Origin of the sequence: Sphingobium sp. RSMS (assembly GCF_005406185.4) — a bacterium.
Lineage (GTDB): Bacteria > Pseudomonadota > Alphaproteobacteria > Sphingomonadales > Sphingomonadaceae > Sphingobium > Sphingobium fuliginis.
Genome location: NZ_CM191257.1, coordinates 3,462,687 through 3,485,190, shown reverse-complemented (window position 1 = coordinate 3,485,190; position 22,504 = coordinate 3,462,687). Strand labels below are relative to the sequence as shown.

Annotated in this window: 17 protein-coding genes and 1 tRNA gene; 11 read left to right on the top strand and 7 right to left on the bottom strand. The window is 62.4% G+C overall.

Features of this window, described 5'->3' with window-relative positions; translation table 11 throughout:
• Positions 1 to 3: 3 nt before the first annotated feature.
• Complete coding sequence (locus EGM87_RS17080; protein WP_020819339.1) at positions 4 to 234, top strand: hypothetical protein; 231 nt, start codon at positions 4 to 6, stop codon at positions 232 to 234.
• Entirely contained in the window at positions 231 to 2,264 is a 2,034-nt protein-coding gene (locus EGM87_RS17075; RefSeq protein ID WP_020819340.1) for a 3'-5' exonuclease, read from the top strand. Before EGM87_RS17080 ends, EGM87_RS17075 begins: the two co-directional genes overlap by 4 nt.
• A gap of 200 nt (positions 2,265 to 2,464) precedes the next feature.
• Here EGM87_RS17075 and EGM87_RS17070 read toward each other — a convergent pair whose 3' ends face one another.
• Both EGM87_RS17070 and EGM87_RS17065 read right to left on the bottom strand, forming a co-directional pair.
• Positions 2,465 to 4,669 carry a relaxase/mobilization nuclease domain-containing protein gene (locus EGM87_RS17070; RefSeq protein WP_137709498.1) on the bottom strand — a complete coding sequence of 735 codons (2,205 nt, stop codon included), beginning with the start codon at positions 4,667 to 4,669 and terminating at the stop codon, positions 2,465 to 2,467.
• Complete coding sequence (locus tag EGM87_RS17065; protein ID WP_020819342.1) at positions 4,666 to 4,965, bottom strand: hypothetical protein; 300 nt, start codon at positions 4,963 to 4,965, stop codon at positions 4,666 to 4,668. The genes EGM87_RS17070 and EGM87_RS17065 overlap by 4 nt, the downstream gene beginning before the upstream one ends.
• 1,199 nt (positions 4,966 to 6,164) lie before the next feature.
• Here EGM87_RS17065 and EGM87_RS17060 point away from each other — a divergent pair.
• The 4 genes from EGM87_RS17060 (at position 6,165) to EGM87_RS17045 (ending at position 8,676) form a co-directional block, all read left to right on the top strand.
• Positions 6,165 to 6,530 carry a hypothetical protein gene (locus EGM87_RS17060; RefSeq protein ID WP_020819343.1) on the top strand — a complete coding sequence of 122 codons (366 nt, stop codon included), beginning with the start codon at positions 6,165 to 6,167 and terminating at the stop codon, positions 6,528 to 6,530.
• A complete protein-coding gene (locus EGM87_RS17055; RefSeq protein ID WP_125445813.1) occupies positions 6,523 to 7,473 on the top strand; it encodes a P-loop NTPase family protein in 951 nt (316 codons plus the stop codon). Before EGM87_RS17060 ends, EGM87_RS17055 begins: the two co-directional genes overlap by 8 nt.
• 134 nt (positions 7,474 to 7,607) lie before the next feature.
• Positions 7,608 to 8,402 carry a hypothetical protein gene (locus EGM87_RS17050; RefSeq protein WP_137709499.1) on the top strand — a complete coding sequence of 265 codons (795 nt, stop codon included), beginning with the start codon at positions 7,608 to 7,610 and terminating at the stop codon, positions 8,400 to 8,402.
• Positions 8,403 to 8,481: 79 nt separating this feature from the next.
• On the top strand, positions 8,482 to 8,676 hold the full coding sequence (locus tag EGM87_RS17045) for a helix-turn-helix transcriptional regulator (RefSeq protein ID WP_020819346.1): 195 nt from the start codon (positions 8,482 to 8,484) through the stop codon (positions 8,674 to 8,676).
• A 4-nt stretch (positions 8,677 to 8,680) separates the two neighbouring features.
• Here the strand turns inward: EGM87_RS17045 and EGM87_RS17040 are convergent, their stop codons facing one another.
• Together EGM87_RS17040 and EGM87_RS17035 are read right to left on the bottom strand one after the other, a co-directional pair.
• On the bottom strand, positions 8,681 to 9,973 hold the full coding sequence (locus EGM87_RS17040; protein ID WP_031286278.1) for a tyrosine-type recombinase/integrase: 1,293 nt from the start codon (positions 9,971 to 9,973) through the stop codon (positions 8,681 to 8,683).
• A 344-nt stretch (positions 9,974 to 10,317) separates the two neighbouring features.
• Positions 10,318 to 10,407 (bottom strand) — tRNA-Ser (locus tag EGM87_RS17035).
• A gap of 122 nt (positions 10,408 to 10,529) precedes the next feature.
• Here EGM87_RS17035 and hspQ point away from each other — a divergent pair.
• The 3 genes from hspQ (at position 10,530) to EGM87_RS17020 (ending at position 13,692) form a co-directional block, all read left to right on the top strand.
• Positions 10,530 to 10,901 carry a heat shock protein HspQ gene (gene hspQ / locus EGM87_RS17030; protein ID WP_025549362.1) on the top strand — a complete coding sequence of 124 codons (372 nt, stop codon included), beginning with the start codon at positions 10,530 to 10,532 and terminating at the stop codon, positions 10,899 to 10,901.
• Entirely contained in the window at positions 10,858 to 11,634 is a 777-nt protein-coding gene (locus tag EGM87_RS17025; protein ID WP_044661426.1) for a GDSL-type esterase/lipase family protein, read from the top strand. Before hspQ ends, EGM87_RS17025 begins: the two co-directional genes overlap by 44 nt.
• A gap of 120 nt (positions 11,635 to 11,754) precedes the next feature.
• Positions 11,755 to 13,692, top strand: a complete 1,938-nt coding sequence (locus EGM87_RS17020) for an OPT family oligopeptide transporter (RefSeq protein ID WP_410483118.1) — start codon at positions 11,755 to 11,757, stop codon at positions 13,690 to 13,692.
• An 87-nt stretch (positions 13,693 to 13,779) separates the two neighbouring features.
• Here the strand turns inward: EGM87_RS17020 and EGM87_RS17015 are convergent, their stop codons facing one another.
• Positions 13,780 to 16,581 carry a TonB-dependent receptor gene (locus EGM87_RS17015; protein WP_137709501.1) on the bottom strand — a complete coding sequence of 934 codons (2,802 nt, stop codon included), beginning with the start codon at positions 16,579 to 16,581 and terminating at the stop codon, positions 13,780 to 13,782.
• Positions 16,582 to 16,761: 180 nt separating this feature from the next.
• Between EGM87_RS17015 and EGM87_RS17010 the strand changes: the two genes are divergently transcribed.
• Together EGM87_RS17010 and EGM87_RS17005 are read left to right on the top strand one after the other, a co-directional pair.
• Complete coding sequence (locus EGM87_RS17010; protein WP_137709502.1) at positions 16,762 to 17,835, top strand: phytase; 1,074 nt, start codon at positions 16,762 to 16,764, stop codon at positions 17,833 to 17,835.
• A gap of 113 nt (positions 17,836 to 17,948) precedes the next feature.
• Positions 17,949 to 19,265, top strand: coding sequence for an acetyl-CoA hydrolase/transferase family protein (locus EGM87_RS17005; protein ID WP_137709503.1), 1,317 nt, complete (start codon positions 17,949 to 17,951; stop codon positions 19,263 to 19,265).
• Between the two features lie 68 nt (positions 19,266 to 19,333).
• Here the strand turns inward: EGM87_RS17005 and EGM87_RS17000 are convergent, their stop codons facing one another.
• Together EGM87_RS17000 and EGM87_RS16995 are read right to left on the bottom strand one after the other, a co-directional pair.
• A complete protein-coding gene (locus EGM87_RS17000) occupies positions 19,334 to 21,991 on the bottom strand; it encodes a M1 family metallopeptidase (RefSeq protein ID WP_137709504.1) in 2,658 nt (885 codons plus the stop codon).
• 188 nt (positions 21,992 to 22,179) lie between these two features.
• Positions 22,180 to 22,443 carry a GIY-YIG nuclease family protein gene (locus tag EGM87_RS16995; RefSeq protein ID WP_137709505.1) on the bottom strand — a complete coding sequence of 88 codons (264 nt, stop codon included), beginning with the start codon at positions 22,441 to 22,443 and terminating at the stop codon, positions 22,180 to 22,182.
• Between the last annotated feature and the right edge of the window lie 61 nt (positions 22,444 to 22,504).

Here is a 22,504-nt window from a genome sequence, read left to right as displayed (position 1 = left end):
TCGATGGCTGACTTGCACAGGATAGCAGACCTTCTCGAGGATTTGATCGAGGAGATCCGCGGCGTCAGGAACGATTTTAATGAGTTCACGGGCTACAATACTACCAAGATGCGTGATGCGGTTGATGATTTGGGAGATCGCATCGCGGGGGGTTTTGGTGGCATAGGCGGCGCATCTCTGGACGACATCAAAGTGGCGGTGGAGTCAGTCGAGAACGCCGTTGATCTAAAATGACACTCCTCTACGCTTCGACCTTCACTAAGGCGCTAGATCGCCTCACTGCTGCCGAGCAGAAGCAGGTGAAGATCACCGCTTTCGATCTGGCCCAGGAGGAAAGCGGCAATGGCCTGTCGATTCATCGTGTCGAGGCGGCACCCGGTTTCTGGACGGCGCGCGTCAGCCAGGACATCCGGATCGTTCTGCACAAGGATGGCGAGCACACGCTCTTGGCGTGGGTCGGACATCATGACAGCGCCTATCGCTGGGCCGAACGCCGCAAGCTGGTACCGCACGAGCGCACCGGCGCAATGCAATTAGTCGAGGTAGTTGAGCGGAAAGAGGAGCGCCTCGCTTTTATTAAAATGGTCGAAGGTTCCGCACCCGCCACGGTTGCGGTGCATTGCCCATTTGCTCAATTGTCCGAAGACGACCTGCTGAATGTCGGCGTACCTCGCGATTGGCTGGACGCGGTCAGATCTGCTGACGAAGCGAGCGTAGATGGTCTGTTTGCGTCCCTTCCGGATGAAGCGGCCGAGGCTCTGCTCGACTTTGCAACGGGTGGCCGGCTGCAGGACCATGTCGGGCTTCAGGCTGACGCGGGCGCAGATCCGTTCACGCATCCGGATGCACAACGTCGATTCCGTGTGGTCGACGGGATCGACGAACTTAAGGCGGCGCTGGACGCACCCTTCGCTCAATGGGTGGTATTTCTGCATCCCGCACAGCGCGCATCGGTGACGCGGGACTGGAACGGGCCTGCGCGCATCTCCGGATCGGCTGGCACAGGGAAGACGATCGTCGCACTACATCGCGCCGTTCATTTGGCGCGCGGGGCGAATGCGCGTGTGCTACTCACGACCTTCTCGAAGCCGCTCGCTGCGAGTCTCGCCGACAAGGCCAACCTGATGGCAGACGCATCACCGGAAATTCGTGCGCGGTTGACGGTGCGGGCTATCGATCAGGCCGCCCACGAACTCTATACCCATGCCTTCGGGCAACCTAACCTGGCGACTGCGTCTCAGGTTATGGCAGCAATTAACGCCGCAGTGGAGGCTGGACTTGGTGCCGGCCATAGCCCCGCCTTCCTCTTGGAAGAGTGGGACGAATTGGTCGATGCTTGGGGATTACACAATCTGGAAAGCTACGCAGGAGTGCCGAGGGTCGGTCGTCGCACTCGGCTGGGTCCAAAGCAGCGAGAAAGCGCGTGGAAGGTTTTCGCCTTCGTGCGCGAACGACTAAGGTTGCGCGGTGTCGTAACAGCTGCGAACATATATGGTCGCCTCACCCAATGGATCAGCGAAGGTGGGCGACTGCCCTTCACCCATGTGGTCATCGATGAAGCGCAGGATCTTTCCGTCGCCCAAGCGCGATTTCTGGCCGCCGTCAGCCGGTCAGGTTCGCCGGATGCGTTATTCTTCACCGGCGACCTCGGACAGCGCATCTTCCACCTGCCCTTTTCTTGGGCAAAGCTCGGTTTAGACGTGCGCGGCCGCGCGCAGGTACTGAAGGTCTGCTATCGCACGTCGCACCAGATCCGCCGCACCGCTGATCGCCTGCTGACGCCAGAAATCATCGATCAAGACGGAAATGAGGAACAGCGGTGCGGAACGGTGTCAGTGTTTGACGGTCCAGAGCCACTGATCAAACTTTTTGATGTTCACGAAGACGAGATCACGGGTGTTTCGGATTGGTTGCGCGCCAGATTGTCAGAAGGCATCTCCGAATCCGAAATTGCAATCTTAGTTCGCAGCAAGCACCAACTTGCCCGTGGCCGCGCCGCGGTCAAGGCGGCCGGCACAGAACTGCCCGTCATTCACATACACGACGCCAAAGGTCTGGAATTTAGGGCAGTCGTGGTCATGGCGTTGGATGAGGACGTCCTCCCGGATCCCGAACGGCTGGCCGGCATCGGTGACATGGCCGAGCTAGAAGCCGTCCAAGATGCCGAGCGCCATCTGCTTTATGTTGCGGCGACCCGAGCACGCGATCACCTGATGCTCTCTGGCGTTTCGCCCGGGTCCGAGTTCCTGGACGATGTGACTTGACCGTATACCCTGCGGACGCGTCTAAAAGGATCGGGCAGCAGAACCAACGAAATGCCTCACGAGGTTTCTCTTGATTGTGCAGCTCGAAAGCTTTCCAACTGGCAAGCGCTTCGTTTGGTAGCCCTCATCCGACCTTTGCGCGCATGTAGAGGCAAACCCATTCGTCCCGAACAGACAATGTTTTCCACCCTTTCTCCCACTCAATCGCCGATGCCGCCCCGGACGGGCGGCAGCGTGGGCATTTCCGGTTCGATCGCTGCGAACCTATCAGATCTATCTCGCTGCTGCTCGAACTGAGCAGCCTGCCAAAACTGTCGCCTAGCGTCTCGCGTTGCCCGGCGCTCATGTTCACGTTCACGTTCGCGTTCACGTCGAGCCTGTTCGACCCGTCTTAACATCATAGCAAAATCGGGATCATCGAAGGCCAGGAAAACGGCGCGGCCAAGCCGATCCTTCCTGCCGCTGAACGACTTCACGACATCGTCTTTCACAAGCGCTACCGGCCAAACGCAGAGTTCACGTTCAACAAAATCGAGCATGGCTTCACGTTGGCGGCGGAGAAGCGCTTGGATATCTTCGTCCTCGTTGAACAGCGCCGCCATATGCAAGGCCGGCTGGGGGTCGAACTGATCCTCTTCATATTCAACCTCTAGATTTCCATCAGCAAGCCGACGGACCGGGACATAACCGAAGTCGTCAAGGTCAGACATTAGCTGCCGGATCGTCGCCTTTCGAACCGGATCCTCCGTGTGGCTGACAAATGGCATTTCTACCGGTTGATCTGGCTCAGCGCCGATTTCCGGGCGCGACTCGGCAGGCGATGCGCTCACCAGCGGCTGTCCATCCGGACCCACTAATGACAGACCAAGTTCAGCGCCTCGTTCAGCGCACTTCTGCAAAAACGCGTCCGATCCCCGTACCCGGATTGATCCCCATCGCTCCGCCGCCATCAAAAGCGCCGCGTCAACCGCATCGACGATATCGGGCTGATGAACAATGATGATGCTGCCATGGTCGGTCAGCATCAGCCTATCCTCGGCATCATAGTAACGGGTCTGCCACTTCTCAGTCTCAGGGCGGAGGCTTGCGGGAGCCCTCCAGTCGGCCTCGCGGCTAGGGGACGAAGGAAGCAGGATGGCGGGTGAGGCGATTTCTGGAGGGAACGGCGGCGCGCCAGCTTTCTTCCATTCTTCCAACTTGATAAAGCGCGCATCGGTGCAGGACCGAATGGCGGCTCTGAACGCCTCATCCACTTGGCGAATGGCCGCATCGCGCTCTCCTCGAACAGCTTCGGCGACTGCGGTGACCGATCGGCGAGGCAAGTCTTTGATCATCGCCTCCGCCCAGTCGCGGATCGACGCGACAGCCGCCCGGCGATCTGCTCGAAGCCGGGCAAGCTGCGCCTTGTGGGCGACGCGATAAGCTTCGAATGGACCGTTGCGACCGCGCTCGCTTGACACGAAGGCGCCCCAACGCTTCTCCAAAGGCGTGAGCGACAGCTCGCGCGCAATACGTGATGCTTTCTCCGATTGCTCCCCCAGATGAATGCGAGCCCCGCTTCCCCGTTTTTCATACGACAGACCGGCCGCATAGAGGCGGCAATGAAACTCTTCCCAGCTGGCGCTGGCTGAGAGCGCCCCCAGGATATTGTCGCGCTGATCGAGCATGGCAGGGGCAATGGCGTTTCGGTCGCGTGTCCGGACGCGTCGGCCGGAGGGGTCGCGGATCATGACTTCGGAATCGAGTATTGGAGGCTCGACGCCATCCTGACCGGCGGACCAACGACGCGCCTTGGCGTCAAACACGGCACCCCCGCGTGCATAATAAAGCGCGTTGGGTTCTGGCGACCAACCCTGTCTCTCCTCGACCAGGGCGATAGCCTGGTGCAGATCGTCCACAAGCCATTCGCTGCCGGCGGCGGCACCGGTAGCCTTGTCGATGCGCAGCGCGGCAATGTGGACATGCCGAGTTTCTGTGTTGACGTGCTCGGCGTAAATAGCAGCGCAGCGGTCCAGCCCGGCGGTCTCGAGCAGAATGTCTACCGCTTCGTCGACCTGTTCTGTTGTTGGCACCTCGCCACTGCGCCAGCTCACGATGATGTGAACCATCGGGTACTCGACACGCGGGGCGGCGGAAGCTGTGGCGAGCATCTCGATCTGTTGCTCTCGCAAAGTGCCGGTTATCAGATTTCGCGCGCCCACATGTCCGGCTTTCTCCCCAGGCTCAACGCCGAGTTCGGCCGCATGATGGAGATATTCGGAGAGCGACCGCACCCGATCTTTGTCGGCGATCGCCAGCGCCCAGGGATCGGCATCAACCACATATCTGGTAAGTGCATAGACATCGTCGCGCAGCTTCGTCGGCAGCCCAGGCTGGCGGGCGATCTTGATGAGCTTGACGATCATTCCGCGGCCTCGGCACGCGCCGCCTCGGTCAGCGCCCGGACCGTGACCAGCAGCTCACGGCGAATTGGGTCGTCCAGCTGGCAGACATCATCTAGACGGTGATGGATGCGCAGAAGCTGCGCGAGACAAGCCATCAGCGGCGCCCCGTCTTCGGGCTGGCGCAAGACGCGCGACCGAACCAAGGCGCTTCGTGTCTTGCCCACATTCGCAGCGTCCACTTCAAGGCGCCGCGCCTCGGGCGGGGTGACGTGAATGGTAATCGACACTCGCGTATCGACAGCTTTGTTCTTGCTCATAATCCCCCTTCAGCGCGAGAAGGTTCCCCGCCGAGCGCATGGGTCTGGTTACAGGCCCCATCCTGCTCACCTATTTCCTCCACAAATGTCGGCAGCCCGTCCGCCGGGCGTCCGACAAAGCTCCTACCGCTCCCACCTTCATACCGGGGCCGGCCATGCGGCCAGATTGTCAGGCCCCTCGTCGCTACTTTGATCTGCGCATTGCAGTTCACCGGCATTGGCACGCGCCGTGCGGTCTCCTTGCAAAAGCCTAGCGATGGACGGTTCTTCTCGTGATCCACGGGGAGGGCTAAGACGCCGCCAATCTTGATCCGCGCAACCACATGGCCGCGCGACGCATTTCCCGACGCGAAGGATCTGCAAAGCCGTCTATGGGCCGCTTCGGGCCCTGCCAGCTTCGCCTTCAAGGGGACATCAGCCGACGCGGCGTGATATGGGGCGGCTCGCCCGCTGCCGGTCGGCTTGGAACGGCACCGCGTATCAGCGAAATACCAAGTCACATGACTGGCGCTAAATATGCGTTGCCAACTTCGTGGAGTGGTCCTCGCCACTTCCTCCAACGCCTCATGAAGGTGCTGGGAGATCAGCCAGTCTCCGGTTACCGCTCTCCCACTAGCGAGGCTATGCCGGCCGCCATGCGCGTACCGCCGTGCCGCCAGTCGGCCCGCTTGCGGATCCGTCGGGTTGGGAGTCTGACGATCCGCAAACCCGCTGCAGCATGAGGCATTCACTCGCGCCGCGTCTCCCGGCAGCTGCTTGCTCGGAAAGATAGCTCCCCGATAGACAACAGGCGCTCCATTCGGCTGTCGCGCATTCGCGAGCGGAGAGTCGGCCGAGCATTCGGCCTCTACGCCAGGCCGTTGTCTAGAGCGCGTCACTGACGCGGCAACAACGGTGCGGGCAGCGCTACACGACTCGACACCGCGTAACGCCATATGTGAGCCGTCGCCAAGAAGTTCCTGGTCGCCGTCAGAGCACCTGCGCACTATCCGTTCGGTCAGTCGAACAAAGTTGCACACAGCGTTGTAAGGATCGGGCGAAAGACCGGGCATGCAGCCGAGGTGATCCCCGCCGGGGTAGTGGTCAACGAGAGTGATCACCAAATTCAACGAACGCCGCCAAATGCAACCACCTCAACCGGGGTAACTATTCACCGCCCCGCCGTGTGACTTACGCCAGTGTCGAAAGGGGAAAGTCATATGAAGGAAATAGACAAATGGCGGCGGGATGCTGATCGCCTCCTCGCGGCGCCAGTCGAGCGCAAGCGCTCACTCAACAGCGTCATCGGCAAGGTGGACGATAGGTTCGAGCCGATCATGGCAGCACGCCGACGCGGTATGACCTGGGCAGTCATCGCGGCTGCGCTGGCACACGATGGCTCTGTAAAGGAAGAGTCGGTCGAGAGCGCGTTCCGCCGTCTTTGCGATGAGCGCGGGGCCGTCCCGCCGCGCCGGACGCCCAACAGTTCCAGGAAGAAATCGGCTAAAGTTTCGGTCGCAACGCCGCCATCACAATCTAACGGGACGTTCTTCGGTCAGCGCTGGGTGGATGGTGGCGATGACTGACAGCCCTCTCATCAAAGGCGCTATGATAGCCCCTGCGCAAGCCTTCACGGTTCATATCACCATCACCCCGAAGGGTGGGGCTGGCAAGACCGAAGTCGCGAACGTCCTCGAGGCGGCCCTTTCGCTGAGTGGTCATCGTCCCGTGTTGATTGACGTCGATGACGGCAATCGTGGACTGACCCGCGGCATCGGGAAAGATCATGTGGTTGCGCTCAACTGGGCCAGCGGCCCTACAGACGCTCCGGATTGGGTCCGCCGTTACGCCTCTGGTGACGCCCCGATGATCTTCGATCTCGGCGCCGGACTCATGAGCGCTGACCTTCCAATTCTCGACTTCCTAAGTTCGGTATGGCGTTTGCTCTACAATCAGGGGGCGAAAATTGTGTTCCACTGCATCGTGTCCACAAATGCCCCGACAAGCCGCTTTATCGGCCAAATTCTAAAAGACTATGGTCGGATTGCCGAAGTTTTGATCGTGTGCAATGATCAGGACCGTTCCGCATCCTTCCCGGCCGACATCACTGGTCGCGAGAACCGTCAATTGAAGCTGGATCATCTCGCCCCCGGGCTTCAGGCCGTTCGATTGCTGCGAAAGGCGCCGTTGAGCGCCCTCATCGCTGAGCCGATGCAGGGCTACTCAATAGCAACGAAGATGATCGCGGCGAGAGTGTACCGCTTCGCATGCCAACTCGCTGCAGCATCCCTGCTAGATCCGGCACGCCTCGCTACACTTGAAGCCGCAGCAGCAGGCGTTCCACGCCTCCGTTATACTATCGACCAGCTCGCGGATGCCACGGACGATCGAATCGGGCGCAACGCTCGACTTTCTAAGGCTCATCGGAGGTTGGTTGCGGCCGATTTAAATCCGTCCGGACTGCTCTCTGCGGCCGAAGACTATCGCCTCGCACATGCGGCTTGGGTCGAAAGGATTTCCGCAATGTAATCATTGATTTACGTTCGTCGCCGTAATTGGGCCTCCCCGATTACGGCGAGGAAACCATGCCTTCACAGAAGCCACTGCACGCACCGACAGCCTACGAACTCCGCAAGAGGGTCGTAGACCCCGCAACTGCCAAGATGATATTTGATAGAGATTTTGCTTTAGCCGCCTTCGGTGCCGGCGTACCGGGGCGGAAGAGCCCCCACCGTAAGGTCGCTATAACGCAAAGTGCTGCTGACCTCATCGGGAAGGTAGGTCATGCTGATCTGGCTTGGTCGTGCCTGGCCTATCTCCTTTCCATCGAGAGCGGCCACGAGAGACTGGAAGAGACGGGCTTTCTCGCGTTGATCCGGCAGATCCGTGACGCCGCTGCCACCATCACACTGGCTGCTGACCAACTGACTGATCAGCTGGTCAAGCATGATCGTGAAACCGGCTACTACGAGCAGCTGAGAGGCAGAGCGCTACATCATATGGCGCTAGCCGTTCACGGACGCTGGGCCCGATTTGTACCTCCGGCCGAATTTATGCTGCAGACAATACCGAAGCGTGACGACAATCCTCTCTCAGATGGTCGATGGCAGCACGGCCTTTCACTTGCCGGACTGTACAACGAGGCTGACAATATCCTGAGGAACTATGAACGGATCAATGAGGAGATGCAGCGGGAAGGCATGAGCGTGATGGTCGGCGGCAACCGAGCGGATCATGAGCGTGATGCTTTCGTCAGAGATCTCGCTGAGATCTACGAGCGCGTGTTCGCACGCAAACCCTCGGGACGTGACGCCAAAAACGGCATGCCTTCACCATTTGTGCGCTTCGTCAATTGCGTATTTAAGGAATTCCCAGCTACCCACGATGTTGATCCTAGAAGGTATCGGCCACCCTCATCAGCCACGGTGCGAACCATCCTTGCAGCGCGGGTCGCGTGATCCGCGTTCCAAATCAATAATGCCGGTTTTCAGCTGATCCAAAGCGAACCAGTCTGTCCTCATTAAAAAGGGGGACACCATGTCGCATACCATACAGAAGTTCATTCGCCTCAAACAGATCGCGGCCTTGCTCAACTGCAGCCAGACCAGCGCGACCCGCTACGCCAAGCTCAACGGCTTCCCCGATCCCTTCTATATTGGCGGAAGCAAAATGTGGGTCGAAGCGGAAGTTATGGCTTGGGTGATGAGCTGCCGCCGCTCGCGCCGGGCCTGATCGCTCAAATCTTGCGTCGCCGCCGGCCCTGGACGATGTCCTGGGCCGGCTTTGCGCCTTCTAGCAACATCTCGGACCAGATCGTCGCGAGTTTACGCCGGCGCTCTATATAGCCTGCGCGATTGTAACGAAGTTCGCTGGCGCTGATGCCCGTCGGGATGTGTGCAAGCATCAGGTCAACGATCATGGGGTCACGCGGCCCACCATTCTCAATGACCCACTCGTTCATTATCGTGCTAAAGGCCGACCTCCAGCCGTGCGGAACGTGGCGACGGCGAAGGCCCTCGCGTAGATATAGATAGCTCAGAGCATTTTCGCTCAGCGGCTTCTGAATAGAATGCTGGCCCGGAAAAACGTATTTGCTATCAGCGCTAAACTTCCAGGCTTCTCGCAGAACATCAACTGCAGCAGGCGAAAGCGGCACAGGGTGATCGAAGCTGTCATCCTGCCGTTGCGTGATCTCCTGCTTCATTTTTTCGGCAGGCACGATCCAGATCGCATCTCGATTTTGGTCAGCTTCCAAATTGCAGTCGTGGATCTCTTCCCAACGCAGCCAGCGGATCATGCCTGGCCGCTGGGCGGTAAGAGCCAGAAAGCGAGACGCCAGCTTCACAATTGGCGTCACCTCTGCCTCTTCCACGATCTTCAGCACCTCACGCACCTTTCTGATCTGAGTCTCGGCTGGCCACCGACGCGTTGGCGGCTTGGCCTTGAGGATTTTCGCGAGAGGTGCTGCAGGATCGGCAGTGACACGCTTTTCACCGATGCCATAAACGAAAATGGCTGAGATGCGTTGGCGCAACCTGTGCGCCGTCTCTATGGCGCCGCGATCTTCGACCTTCTTAAGTGTGGCTTGGATATGGGCCGTATCGATGGAGGTTGCGGGCAGCGCACCAAGGTCACCGAACACATCCCGTTCAAGGCTCTCGATGACGTCCTTGGCATGGACGGGCTTCCAGCGCGGCGTCTGCTTTGCATACCATTCGCGGGCGAGCAGCTCGAACGTGTCAGTCGCAGCCAGACGATTGGCGAGCACGACGCGCTTCGCTTCAGTGTTGGGATCCTTCCCCTCCCTGAGTAGGCGCTTGTCCGCATCCCGCTGCTCGCGAGCATCCCGGAGGCCCAACTCTGGATAGGTGCCCAATGTGCGCAGCCTCTCCTTGCCGCCGTACCTATATTTAAGACGCCACGACCGGTGGCCCGTCGGCGAAACATGCAAGTATAGCCCCCCGGTGTCCGCCAGCTTGTATGCTTTGTCCTTGCCCTTAGCAGCCCGGCACTGTGCGTCCGTCAACATTGAACTAATTTTCCTCAACAGCCTGCGATTGCGCAGGATTCAGACCAGCTAGGCTCAGCTCTTCGCTGGGCTCAATCACCCCCAGCGCAGATGCGATCGTTTGACATTGATTGGCGAAAGTTGCTCAGCCGTGCGGGAGCAGCCAGTGGCGGCGACGCGGAATCAGCACACGCGCTGCTGTCCTCTACAATACCCCCATACCCGAGGCATCATACCCCGACCGCTACCCCCACTAGGGTGGCATCAACCGAATATCGGTGGTTATGATTGGAGAGGAATGATCGCCATAAGTCGCTGAGAACCGGGGATTCTGGCCACAGCTGGTACCAATTGGCGAGGGTAGTTGGCGGAGAGGGAGGGATTCGAACCCTCGGTACCGTTGCCGGCACGCCGCATTTCGAGTGCGGTGCATTCGACCACTCTGCCACCTCTCCGCAGAAGGTCCGGCGCATGCCGTTCCGGTCGAGCGGCGGCCATTAGCGAATGATTTCACCCTTGCCAAGCAGCGACGAGCATTTTTCTTGTTTCGCACCGCAAGCATCCTAAATTGCGTCATATGAACGATATGATTCAGATTTTCGGACCCGATGTGACCCCCCCGCCGATCGTCCACGCCCGCTTCAGCATCGGGGACGTGGTGCAGCACCGCCTCTTCGGTTTTCGTGGCGTCGTGTTCGACATCGATCCGGTCTTCGCCAATAGCGAGGAATGGTATCAGGCCATTCCCGAGGACATCCGGCCGGACAAGCATCAGCCCTTCTACCATCTGCTCGCTGAAAATGGCGAAAGCAGCTATGTCGCCTATGTCAGCCAGCAGAATCTGGTCGCGGACGACAGTGAGGAACCTGTCGACCATCCCGCAATTTCCGGCATGTTCGGCACCTATGCGAACGGCAAATATCAGCTCCGCCCGCTGCATCGGCACTAGGCGCGGCCTCAAGGCGGGCCGGGCGCTGATCGGCCTTGCCCTGCTGCTGGGGTCCGGCGGCCTGCTGCACGCCGCCACGCAGGCGCCGGCGCTGAAGGTCAATCCTGACCCCAGCTTTCCCTTCTCGCGTGAGATCGAGGCATTCGCCCGGGCCAATGAGGCCGGTCCCCCGATCACCGACGCCACCCTGTTCCTGGGCAGCTCCAGCATCCGCCTGTGGGACATAAGCGGCAGCTTCCCCGACATCGGCACCGTCAACCGGGGCTTCGGCGGCGCGACCACGCCGGATGTGCTGCATTATTACAAGCGCCTGCTGCCCAAGGCGAAGCCGCGCTCCATCCTCGTCTATGTCGGGGAAAACGACCTGGCAGCAGGCGCCACCCCGGCCGAGGTCGCGAACAACGTCCTGACCCTGCTCAGGCAACTCCGATCCGACTATCCCAAGGCGCATATCGCCTATCTGTCCCTGAAGCCCAGCCCGATCCGCTGGACGCTGTGGCCGAAAATGGCCGCGGTGAACATGACGGTCGCGGCACGGGCGCGGGTGAGCCGCTTCGATTATCTGGATGTCGGTCGCGTGCTGCTCGCCCCGGATGGCCTGCCCGATGCGTCGCTGTTCCGACCCGACGGGCTGCATATGAACCCGCGCGGCTACACGCTCTGGACGCGGCTGGTCGACGCCTATCTGGATGCCGCCGCCGCAGCCGACCTGAAGCCCGGCGCCTCCTCCTGACGCCTCTGCGCGCACTTTCCGATTGATCCAAGGCCAAGCAACATTATTACCGGACGCTGATAAAACAGCCGCAGGCAAGGGGACAGACGAGTGACAAGTGATTCGGCCAAGGCGGCCCCCATGGCGGAGCTGACGCTTCGCGGCGTCATATTGGGCGCGCTTATCACCCTGCTGTTCACGGCGGCCAACGTCTATCTGGGCCTGAAGATCGGGCTGACCTTCGCCACCTCCATCCCCGCGGCCGTCATTTCCATGGCCGTGCTGCGGCTGTTCGCGACCGGCACGATCCTTGAAAACAACATAGTGCAGACCATCGCGTCGGCGGCGGGCACGCTGTCGGCCATCATCTTCGTGCTGCCCGGCCTCGTCATCATCGGCTGGTGGCAGGGTTTTCCCTATTGGCTGAGCGCCTTCACCATCGCGCTGGGCGGCATATTGGGCGTCATGTATTCGGTGCCGCTGCGCCGGGCGCTGGTGACGGGGTCCGACCTGCCCTATCCCGAGGGCGTAGCTGCCGCCGAAGTGCTGAAGGTCGGCGCGGGATCGCGCGAGGGGCTGGAGGAGAACAGGCGCGGCCTGGCCGCCATCGTCGCCAGCTCGATCGCCGCCGCAGCCTTCGCCATCCTCGCCAAGACGAAGCTGATCGCGGAGGAGGCCGCGACCTTCTTCAAATTCGGCGCGGGCGCGTCCAGCGTCTCCACCAGCTTTTCCATGGCGCTGATCGGCGTCGGGCATCTGGTCGGCCTGTCGGTCGGCATCGCCATGTTCTTCGGCCTGCTGATCAGCTGGGTCGGGCTTGTCCCCTATCTCACCGCGCCGCTCGCGGCCGGCGCCGATCTGGCCGATCTGGTCGGCACCACCTTTCGGATGAAAGCGCGCTTCATCGGCGCCGGCACCATCGGCATCGCGGCGATCTGGACCCTGCTCAAGATATTGGGACCGATCGTCAGCGGCATCCGGTCGGCCATGGCCGCCGCGAAGGTCCGCAAATCGGGCAATGCCGGCCTGCTAGACCTCACGGAACGCGACCTTCCCATCGGCATCGTCGGCGGCACCATAATAGCTTCGCTGCTGCCGATCGCGGTGCTGCTGTGGATCTTCGCGCAGGGCGGGCCGATCGCGGCCAACCCGGTGCCGATCATCGTGCTGACGCTGGCCTATATCCTGGTGGCAGGCATCGTCATCGCCTCGGTCTGCGGCTATATGGCGGGGCTGATCGGCGCGTCGAACAGCCCGATTTCCGGCGTCGGCATTCTGGCGGTGCTGGGCGCCTCGCTGATACTGGCGGCGATCTACGGATCGGGCGGCGACCCGAAACAGGCGCAGGCGCTGATCGCCTATGCGCTGTTCGTGACCGCCATCGTCTTTGGCGTCGCAACCATTTCCAACGACAATCTCCAGGACCTGAAGACCGGCCAGCTTGTCGGCGCGACGCCGTGGAAGCAGCAGATCGCGCTGGTGCTGGGCGTGATCTTCGGCGCCCTGGTGATCCCGCCCGTACTGGACCTGCTCAACAGCGCCTTCGGCTTCGCGGGCGCGCCGGGCGCCAAGGCGACCGCCCTCCCTGCCCCGCAGGCCGCGCTGATCTCCGCCCTGGCGAAGGGCGTGCTGGGCGGCGATCTCGACTGGGGCCTGATCGGCTTCGGCGCAGGCATCGGCGTGCTGGTGGTCGCCATTGACGAACTGCTGGGCAAGGCGGGCAAGCTGCGCCTGCCGCCCCTGGCCGTCGGCATGGGCATTTATCTGCCGATGGCGCTCACCCTGCTGATCCCGGTCGGCGCGGTGATCGGGCATCTCTACATTCGCTGGGCGCTGCGCCAGTCCAACCCCGAATTTGCCGAGCGCATGGGCGTGCTGATGGCGACCGGCTTCATTGTCGGGGAAAGCCTGTTCGGTGTCGCCTTCGCAGGGATCGTCGCGGCGACGGACAGCGACGCGCCCATGGCGCTGGTGGGGGAAAATCCGTGGGCCGTGGTGCTTTCGGTGATCGCCTTCTTCGGCATCATCACAGCGCTATATGCGCGCTTGCGGCGGTGGGCGAGTGCCCCCTTGGGGTGAAGCTTACCCCCGCCCATGGGAACCGGGATGACAGAATAAGGGGGGGCCGCCTCAAGGCCGCCCCCTCTCCCTCAAGCCTCCGCCGGATCAGAAGTTGAACCGGATGCCGCCCGTATAGCGGCGGCCGAAGCGTTCCCACTCGATCGTCTGGTTGCTGCTGTCGGGCGCCTGCACGCCGCTGGCACGCAGCAGGCTGCCCGGGTCGGAGAAGCGGCGGCCGGGATGGTTGAGCAGGTTCGAGGCGTCGAAGTAAATCTCGAAATTCTTCGTGATCGCATAGCGCGCCGAGAAATCCAGCTCGTCGTCCGAGTCCCAATAAGTGTCGCCAGCGTCCGCCAGCGTATCGGAAACCGTGTCCAGCCATTTGCTGCGGTTCTGATATTGCAGGCGGATCGACAGGCCGTATTTCTCGTAATATCCGCCGATATTGTAGACGAAGTCCGATGTGCCCGGCAGGCGCACTTTGCGCGCCGGAATGCCCTCGACGGCAGGCTTTTCGACCTTGCTGTCATTGAGGGTAAGATTGGCCGAAATACCGAAGCCGCCCATGAAGGAAGGAAGACCCAGATTCTCCGTCCAGGGTTCGAGCTGGAACTGTGCGGCGGCTTCCATGCCATAGATGCGGCCCGAACCGCCATTGGTGATACGGGTATAGCCATAGTCGGAGCGGTCGATCCCGCCGGAATTGAGGTCGGTCAGGCCATAGATGCGCCGCTGATTATACAGCACGTCCTCGACATGCTTGTAGAACAGGCCGACCATCAAATAGCCCTGAGGCTTCACATACCATTCGAAATAGGTATCGACGCCATAGGCCCGTTCCGGCTTCACATCGGGGTTGCCGCCCGAAATCACGCGGTCGCTGTCGTTCACGACGAAGTTCGGCCGCATCTGATCGTAATCGGCGCGCGCCGCACCGCTGTTGAAGGAGAAGCGCAGCTTCTTGCTGTCGTCGATATTGTAATTGATGTGCAGGCTGGGGAATGCCAGCGTCTGGCTGGATTCCCGCGTTTCCGGCGTGGAAACCGCCGGTCCGCTGACAGGCGTGACCGTGGCGATCGCAAAGCCATGGTTCTTGACATGCTCGACACGCACGCCGCCCACGACCGAGCCCCAGTCGTAGTGGACAGTGCCCATCAGGAAGCCGGCGAGCACCTCTTCCCGTACCCTGTAGTTGTTTCCGGTGTTGGGTGCGAAGGCATAAGCCGCCTGCGCCGCTTCGGAAGCCGCCCGCATCTTGTCGGTATCGAAATAGCGGAAGGTGTAGCCCATGGGGATCTTACCCAGGAACTTCCGGTCGATCGAGAACTGGTTGTAGTCGGTCGGCAGGACGGTCGCGGCCTGCGCGGCATTCAGCGTGATCTGCTGCTCGTCGGCGGTCTTGGTGCGGCGGTCATACTGGAACCCCGCCTTCAATGTCGCATGCTCCAGCTCGCGCGCCACAACCAGGCGGCCGGTATAGGCCTTGGTCGTGTCGACCGCATCCAACACGGTGAAGCCTGAAAGCGGCTTGGTGAAATCGTCGACCGCCGTGACCTGCGCGCCCGCCGTGTAGCGCGTCGGGCTGGCGAGTTGCAGCGTGCGATAGAGCGTCAGGCGCGAAAGATTGGGATCGCTGAAGTCATAGGCGACGGTCGGCCGCAGCGTGCGCGTGCTGGGGCTGTCCCAGGTCGCTTCACCGACGATCGATCGGTCATCCTTGGATTCGGTGTAGTTGCCGACCCAGCTCAGCTTCCAGCCATCGGCAAATTCATGATCGCCCGCCAGCGTGTTGGTGAAGATCGATTGGCGGAAGGCCCGCAGCGTCGAACGCTGGCGGATGTCGATGCCATAGATCGTGCCCTTCTGCGGCGTGTTGCCGATGCAGACATCCGCATAGCCGGTGGTGGTCGGCATGGTGTTCACCGCGGTCGGACAGGCGGCCGAGCCGTTCGACAGGTCCGACTGGCGGTCGTCCAGGTCGAAGCGGTAATTGTCCCGCGCTTCATCGTCGGTGAAGATGGTGTAGACCGACCGCAGCGAAATGCTGTTGGCCTCGTCCGGTTTCCAGTCGACCCGGCCCGAAACCGACCAGTTCTTGCGCGTCAGGCGGTACAGCTTGTTCTCCGCCTCATGCGCCCAGAAGCGGGTGGCGTTGCCGGGGCGCTGGTCCTGCGACACCCGCTCATAGTCGGTCTCGAAATTGTCCGTGACCATGTTGCGCTCATAATAGCTGCCCGACAGCAGCACGCCGATTTCACCGATGCCCGTCTGGAATCGGTCGGAAACGACCAGCGCGCCTTCATATTCCTTCTTGTCGCCCAGTTCGGCAAAGCCAAGGCCGCCCTTCCCCGCCAGATGGAAGCCGTCATAGTCGAAGGCCGAACGGGTGATGACGTTCACATTGCCCGCGACCGTCTCGCCCGGCATGTCGGGCGTCACCGCCTTGGACACGATGATCTTGCCGGCAATGGCGGACGGGATGGAATCGAAGCGGGCGTCGCGGCCCTCGGGGCTCACCACATTGATGCCGTCGAACGACAGGGTGGTCCAGGTCTTGGGCGCGCCGCGCAGGTTGATGTAGCGGGCCTGCCCCTGGTCGCGCTCGACGCTGATGCCCGGCAGGCGGCTGGCGGCCTGGGCGATGTTCTGGTCGGGCAGGCGGCCCACGGAATCCGACGCGGCGACCGTGACCAGCGAGTCCCAGTTCTTCTGGATTTCCAGCGCGGCGGCTTCGGATTCAGCGATCGGGCGGGTGCCGGTGACGACGATCGCTCCCATATCCTCTTCCGCGGCAGGAGCCTGCGCCATGGCTTGGGTCGACGTCAGGGCCCAGCCGGCTATGCCGCAGGCCAGAGCCAGACGAACGGACGACACGCCGGCGCGCCGCCGGATGAAACTATGCTGCATATGATCCCCCTGTTGGAACGGCCTTGTCGAATAGGCTTGGCGGGGCACCTAGATCGGCGGGAATACAATCGCGTGAAATTATGGTGACAGAAAAGTGACATGTCGGGCGATATTCCGGCTGGGCCTGTCACATCATCGTCATGAAGCGCGTCCAAGAGGCGCCGCGAACGGGGGAACTTCATGACGAGACCTTTATCCGTCGCCCTTTGCGCGACTCTTCTGCTCGCCGCTTGCGCCGCGCCAGCGCCCGAACGCCCGCTGGCCCAGCGCATCGCCAACGCCACTCCAGCCGCGACCGTCACCGCGCGCGGGGAAACCGCCCCCGTCGGCACCCCCAATGCCGACGCGGCGGACGATCCGGCGATCTGGCGCAACGCCGCCGATCCAGGGCAAAGCCTGATCGTGGGCACCGACAAGAAGGCGGGGCTCTATGTCTATGGGCTGGACGGCAAGACCCGCGACTTTCTCGACGCGGGCCGGGTCAACAATGTCGACCTGCGGGCCGGCGTGGGGATCGCCGGTCAAAGCGGCATATTGGTGGCCGCCAGCGATCGCAACGACCTTGCCCATGCGAAGCTGGCCCTGTTCCGCCTCGATCCCGCCACCGCGAAACTCTCGGCGCTCGGCAAGGTCGATGCCGGGCGGGGCGAAGCCTATGGCGTCTGCCTCTATCGCGCGGCGAGCGCGACCTACGCCTTCGTCGTGCTGAAGGACGGCACGGTGAACCAGATCGCGCTCGACATGTCCGACGCCACGCCCAGGGGCAGCATCGTCCGGACCTTGAAGCTTGGCTCCCAGGCGGAGGGCTGCGCGGTGGATGACCGCACCGGCATGGCCTATGTGGCGGAGGAGGATGTCGGCCTCTGGCGCTTCGATGCCCGCGCCGACGGGTCCGCGACGCCCGCCAGGATCGCCGCGGCGGACGGCAGGAACCTCGTCATGGATGCCGAAGGCGTCGCCATCGCGCCGATGGGGGAGAAGGACGGCTATGTCCTCGTCTCCAGCCAGGGTGACAATGCCTATGTCGCCTATCGCCTGAGCGACGACAGCTATGCCGGCCGCTTCCGCGTGGTCGACGGCGCCATAGGCGGGTCGGAGGAAACCGACGGCATCGACCTGATGCTGGGCGATTTCGGGCCGGACTATCCCGGCGGGCTGTTCGTGGCGCAGGACGGCCACAATGCAACCGCGGCCCAGAATTTCAAGCTGGTCGCATGGGACGACATCGTCCGGGCGCTCGGCCTCGCCCGCTGAAAGCTTCCCCGGCTTGCGCAGGGGGCGTGCAAGCAAGACGCCCCCCTACTTTCGTCGCCATTGCGCTCCCGCGCCAACGGCGCGACAATCCCCCGAAAGCCGGGGAGAGAAGGATGTCCATCACAGAAAAATATCGCGCCAGGACCATGTCGGCGGCTGAGGCGGCCGCACTGGTCCCGGACGGCGCGAAGATGGTCGTCGGTCTCGGCGTCAGCTACCCGCCCGCGCTGATGGATGCGCTGGCCGTCCGCGTCCGCTCGGGCGATCTCACCGGCGGCACGCTTTACTGCATGCTCGCCTGCGCCGCGGCCAGCGAGTCCATCCTCGCGCCCGACCTTCACGACCGCATCCGCCATGTCAGCCTGTTCCACGGTGGCGTCGAACGGGGGAACGACGCCCTGCGCGCCGGCAGCGCGCAAGGCCTGGTCGAAACCCTTCCTGTGCAATTCCACCAGATACCGCGCATCCTGACCGAGCATCTGCGCGTCGATACGCTGTTCGTCACCGTTTCGCCCATGGATGCCGACGGCTGCTTCAGCCTGGGCACCAACACCGATTACGCACTGATGGTCGCGCGCAGCGGCGCGCGGCTGATCGTGGAGGTCAATCCCGCCATGCCCTATGTCCATGGCGACTGCAAAATTCCCATCTCGGCGGTCACGGCCATCGTGGAAAACCATGTCCCCCTGGTGCAGATCCCGCCCCTTCCGCGCACACCCAATGACGATGCCATCGGCGCGATCATCGCCGGCATGGTGGAGGACGGCGCCTGCCTGCAAATGGGCATCGGCGCCGTGCCGGACGCGGTCTGCGCCGCGCTGATGGAGCATCGGAACCTCGGCATCCATACCGAACTGCTCACGCCCGGCCTCGTCGGCCTGATCAAGGCCGGCGTGGTCGACAACAGCGGCAAGAAAATCCATCCCGGCCGCTCGGTCTTCACCTTCGCCATGGGCGACCAGGGCCTTTACGACTTCCTGCACGACAATCCGGCGCTGGAGGCGCATCCGGTCGAGCATGTGAACGCCCCGCACATCATCGCGCAGAACGACAGGGTGATTTCAGTCAACGCCACGATTCAGGTGGACCTCAGCGGCGCCTGCAACTCCGAATATATGAACGGCCGCCAATATAGCGGCACCGGCGGCCAGCTCGATTTCGTGCGCGGCGCCTATGCGTCGAAGGGCGGCCAGTCGATCATCGCCTGCCACTCGACGGCGGCGAAGGGGACGGTCTCGCGGATCGTGCCATGGCTCGACGGCCCCGTCACGACGCCGCGCACCGACACCCACATCGTCGTCACCGAACATGGCTGGGTCGACCTGAAGGGCAAGACGCTGTCGGAACGCGCCCGCGCGCTGATCGGGATCGCCCATCCCGATTTCCGGGAGGAACTGGAACGCGGCGCGTTCGAGCGGCGGTTGCTGTAAGAAATTCCTCCCCATCGAAAGATGGGGAGGACCAAAAAAGGCGGTGGATCGCTCCACCGCCCCCCGTCTCACTTCCTGGCGAACCAGGCGAGCAGCGCGGGCTTCAGCCGCGCCCGCGTCTCGATCCGCGTCTTGATCGCGGCGATGGAGCGATCCACCACCTTGCGCGATTCCGGCGTCAGATATTGGGTCGCATAGGCGTCCAGCTTCGTCACCATCGCCGGATCGGCGGAGTTGCCGCCCAGCCGCGCAATCGCCTGGCTCCGCGCCGACACGTCGATCATCGCCTCATATTGCTGGCGGTGCGCCAGCACATAGTCGACGGCAAGCATCGAATGCTCCCCGCCCACGGCGGAGATGATCGCCGCGCTGGTCGTCTTGCCTGGCTCGTCCGTCATGGCGAGGTCCAGCGCCTTCTTCGCCAGCGCCTCATCCTTGGCGACGCCCAGCAGCGCGAAGACCGTGCTCTTTTCGAGGTCCGTCTTCGCCCCATTGGCCATGGCGCGCAGCCTGTCCCAGGTCGCGGCGTCGGCATTCTCGGCAATGATCCGCAGCCAGACATTGCGCAGCGGCCCGTCCAGCGCCGCCGGATTGCCGGCCAGCGCGGCGAAGCGCCTGTTCGCCTCCGCCACCACGGCCTTGTCGCCCATGCCGCCCAGCGTCGACACCAGCGCCGACCGCAGGACCGGCACCTGCGGATTCTCGCCCGGCCTGGCGTCGAAACCGACGGTCGCCAACACAGGGCTCAGCTTTTTCGAGGCATAGGCGGCAACCCGCGCCTGCGCGGCCTTGTCGCTCTCCAGCATCATATGGGCGCTGTCGAGATAGTCCGGCACCTCCGCCAGCACGGCGGGGCTGGCCGTCGCGGGCACGGCGTCGATCAGGTCGAGGGCCAGTCCCATGGGCTGATAGCCACCCAGGCCAAGCTGGAAATTGTCCGCCAGCAGGCCGATCTGGTCCATGGAGGCGAGCTTGGTGAAGTCCTTCGCGAGCGCCTTCACATTCGCCTCCGGATAGAGCGAGCGATAATAGCCCGTCTGCCCCGCATTGATGATATAGGCGCCGCAGCCCGGCAGCGTGACCTGCGCCGAGCCATTGAGGATCAGCCGCTGCTGCGCCCCGCCGCCCGCTTGACCGATAGCCTGCGCCATCACCGGCACATTCCATTTGAGCGGCGTCTTGTCCTTCCGGTCGCGGCTGAACTCGCCCTGGCTGAGCGACAGGATGGTCGATCCGCCCTGACATTGCGCGCTGTCGACCTTCACCAGCGGAATGCCCGGCTGGCTGGTGAAATCATGCGCGATGCCCACCACGCCCTTGGCGCCCGCGCCTTCGACCGCCTTCCACAAATCGTCGGTCACGGTGTTCCCATAGGCATGCTGCTTCATATAGGCGCGGATGCCCGATCGCCACGCATCCTCCCCGGCAAAGCCCTCCAGCATGGTGATGACCGCCTCACCCTTTTCATAGGTGATGTCGTCGAACGCCTGGTTCACCTCATCGACGGTGTGGATCTTCTGGAGGATCGGGTGGGTCGTGGCCAGCGAATCGAGGCTCATCGCCCGCTCGCGGCCATTGACGCGGGAAAGCAGCATTTCCCATTCGGGGTTCAGCTTGTCCGTGACCTTGGTCGCCATCCAGCTTGCGAAACCCTCGTTCAGCCAGAGGTCGTCCCACCAGGCCATGGTGACGAGATCGCCGAACCACTGGTGCGCCATTTCATGCGCGACGATGGAATAGATGGTCCGCCGCGTGCTTTCCGACGTGAAGCGCGGATCGACCAGCAGCGCGCGCTCGAAGGTGAAGATCGCGCCCCAATTCTCCATGGCGGAGAAGAACTGGCTCTGTCCCGGCCCGGCGACATTGTCCAGCTTGGGCAGCGGGAAGGGCACGCCGAAATAGTCGTTATAATAAGGCAGGATCGCCGCCGAAGCGTCGAGCGCGAGTTGCGCCTTCCCCGTATTCCCCTTGCCGGTGATCACGCCGACCTCGGTCGCGCCCGCCTGTTTGGTGGCGCGCTCCAGTTCGCCCAGACCGAAGAACAGCAGATAGGAGGACATTTTGGGGCTGGTGCCGAAAGTCACCAGCTTCTTCCCCGATCCGGCGTCGCTGCTGCCCTTGACCGGCATGTTGCTGACCGCAAGCTGGTCGGCGGGGATGACGGCGGAAAGGTCGAAGGTCGCCTTGTAGCTCGGCTCGTCGAAGCTCGGCACGAAACGGCGGGCGTCGGGCGCCTCGAACTGGGTGAAGAGGGCGCGCTTCGCCTGACCCGCATTGTCGGTATAATCGAGCGCGAACAGGCCGTTCGCCTGCGTGTTGATGATCCCCGCATAGTCGATGGCAAGCTTGTAGCTGCCCGGCTGGACCGGCTTGCCGAAGTCGAAGGTGACGGTCTGCCCGGCGGCGTCGATCTTCGCGGTTCCCTTTACCGCCTTGCCCTTTGCGGGAGTCAGGGTGACGCTGCTCACCGTCAGGTCGGCGGCGTTCAGCACCAGCGCGGGCATCGCCTGCGTCACGGTGACGTCGATGGTCGTCTTGCCCGTGAACTTCAGATTGGCCGCATCGGGGGTGACGGTGATGGCATAATGGCTTGGCGCGGCGCCACGGGGCAATTGGGTGGTCACGCCCGCGGCGGGTCCGGCAGGCACCGTCTGCGCCAGCGCCGGCATCGCCATGGCAAGCGGCGCGGCCGCCAGCATCAGCGGAAGGATCTTCGAAAAGGACATGAGGTTCGCAACTCCGACAGGTTGGAACGGCGCGGCAAAAGGTTCGCGCCAGGATGACAGGGGGATCGCCCCTTTCGCTTCACCGGTCAAGCCGGGCGTCCCACCGATGATGTCGTTGGTCGAATGTTGTTGTTCGTTTGTCAAACAAAGAACTTCGTCATCCCAGCGAAAGCTGGGATCTCAGGCCGCTACGCGATGAAGTCGGACAAATCCCGCCACTCAGGATTGCTCTGCTCGATCAACTGAAGCTTCCAATCCCGCTTCCAGGCCTTCAGCGCCTTCTCCCGGGCGATGGCGTCATCGACCCGGCCATGCTCCTCGGCCAGCACCAGCCGATGCAGATTATATTTGCGACAGAAATCCGAACCCATGCCGCGACGGTGCTGATCGACGCGAACGGCAAGGTTGGTGGTAATCCCTACATACAACACGCCACGGCGCTTGTTTGTCATGATATAGGTCCAGCTTCGCCTCGCGGTCACGCATTGCCTCCTGAGATGCCAGCTTTCGCTG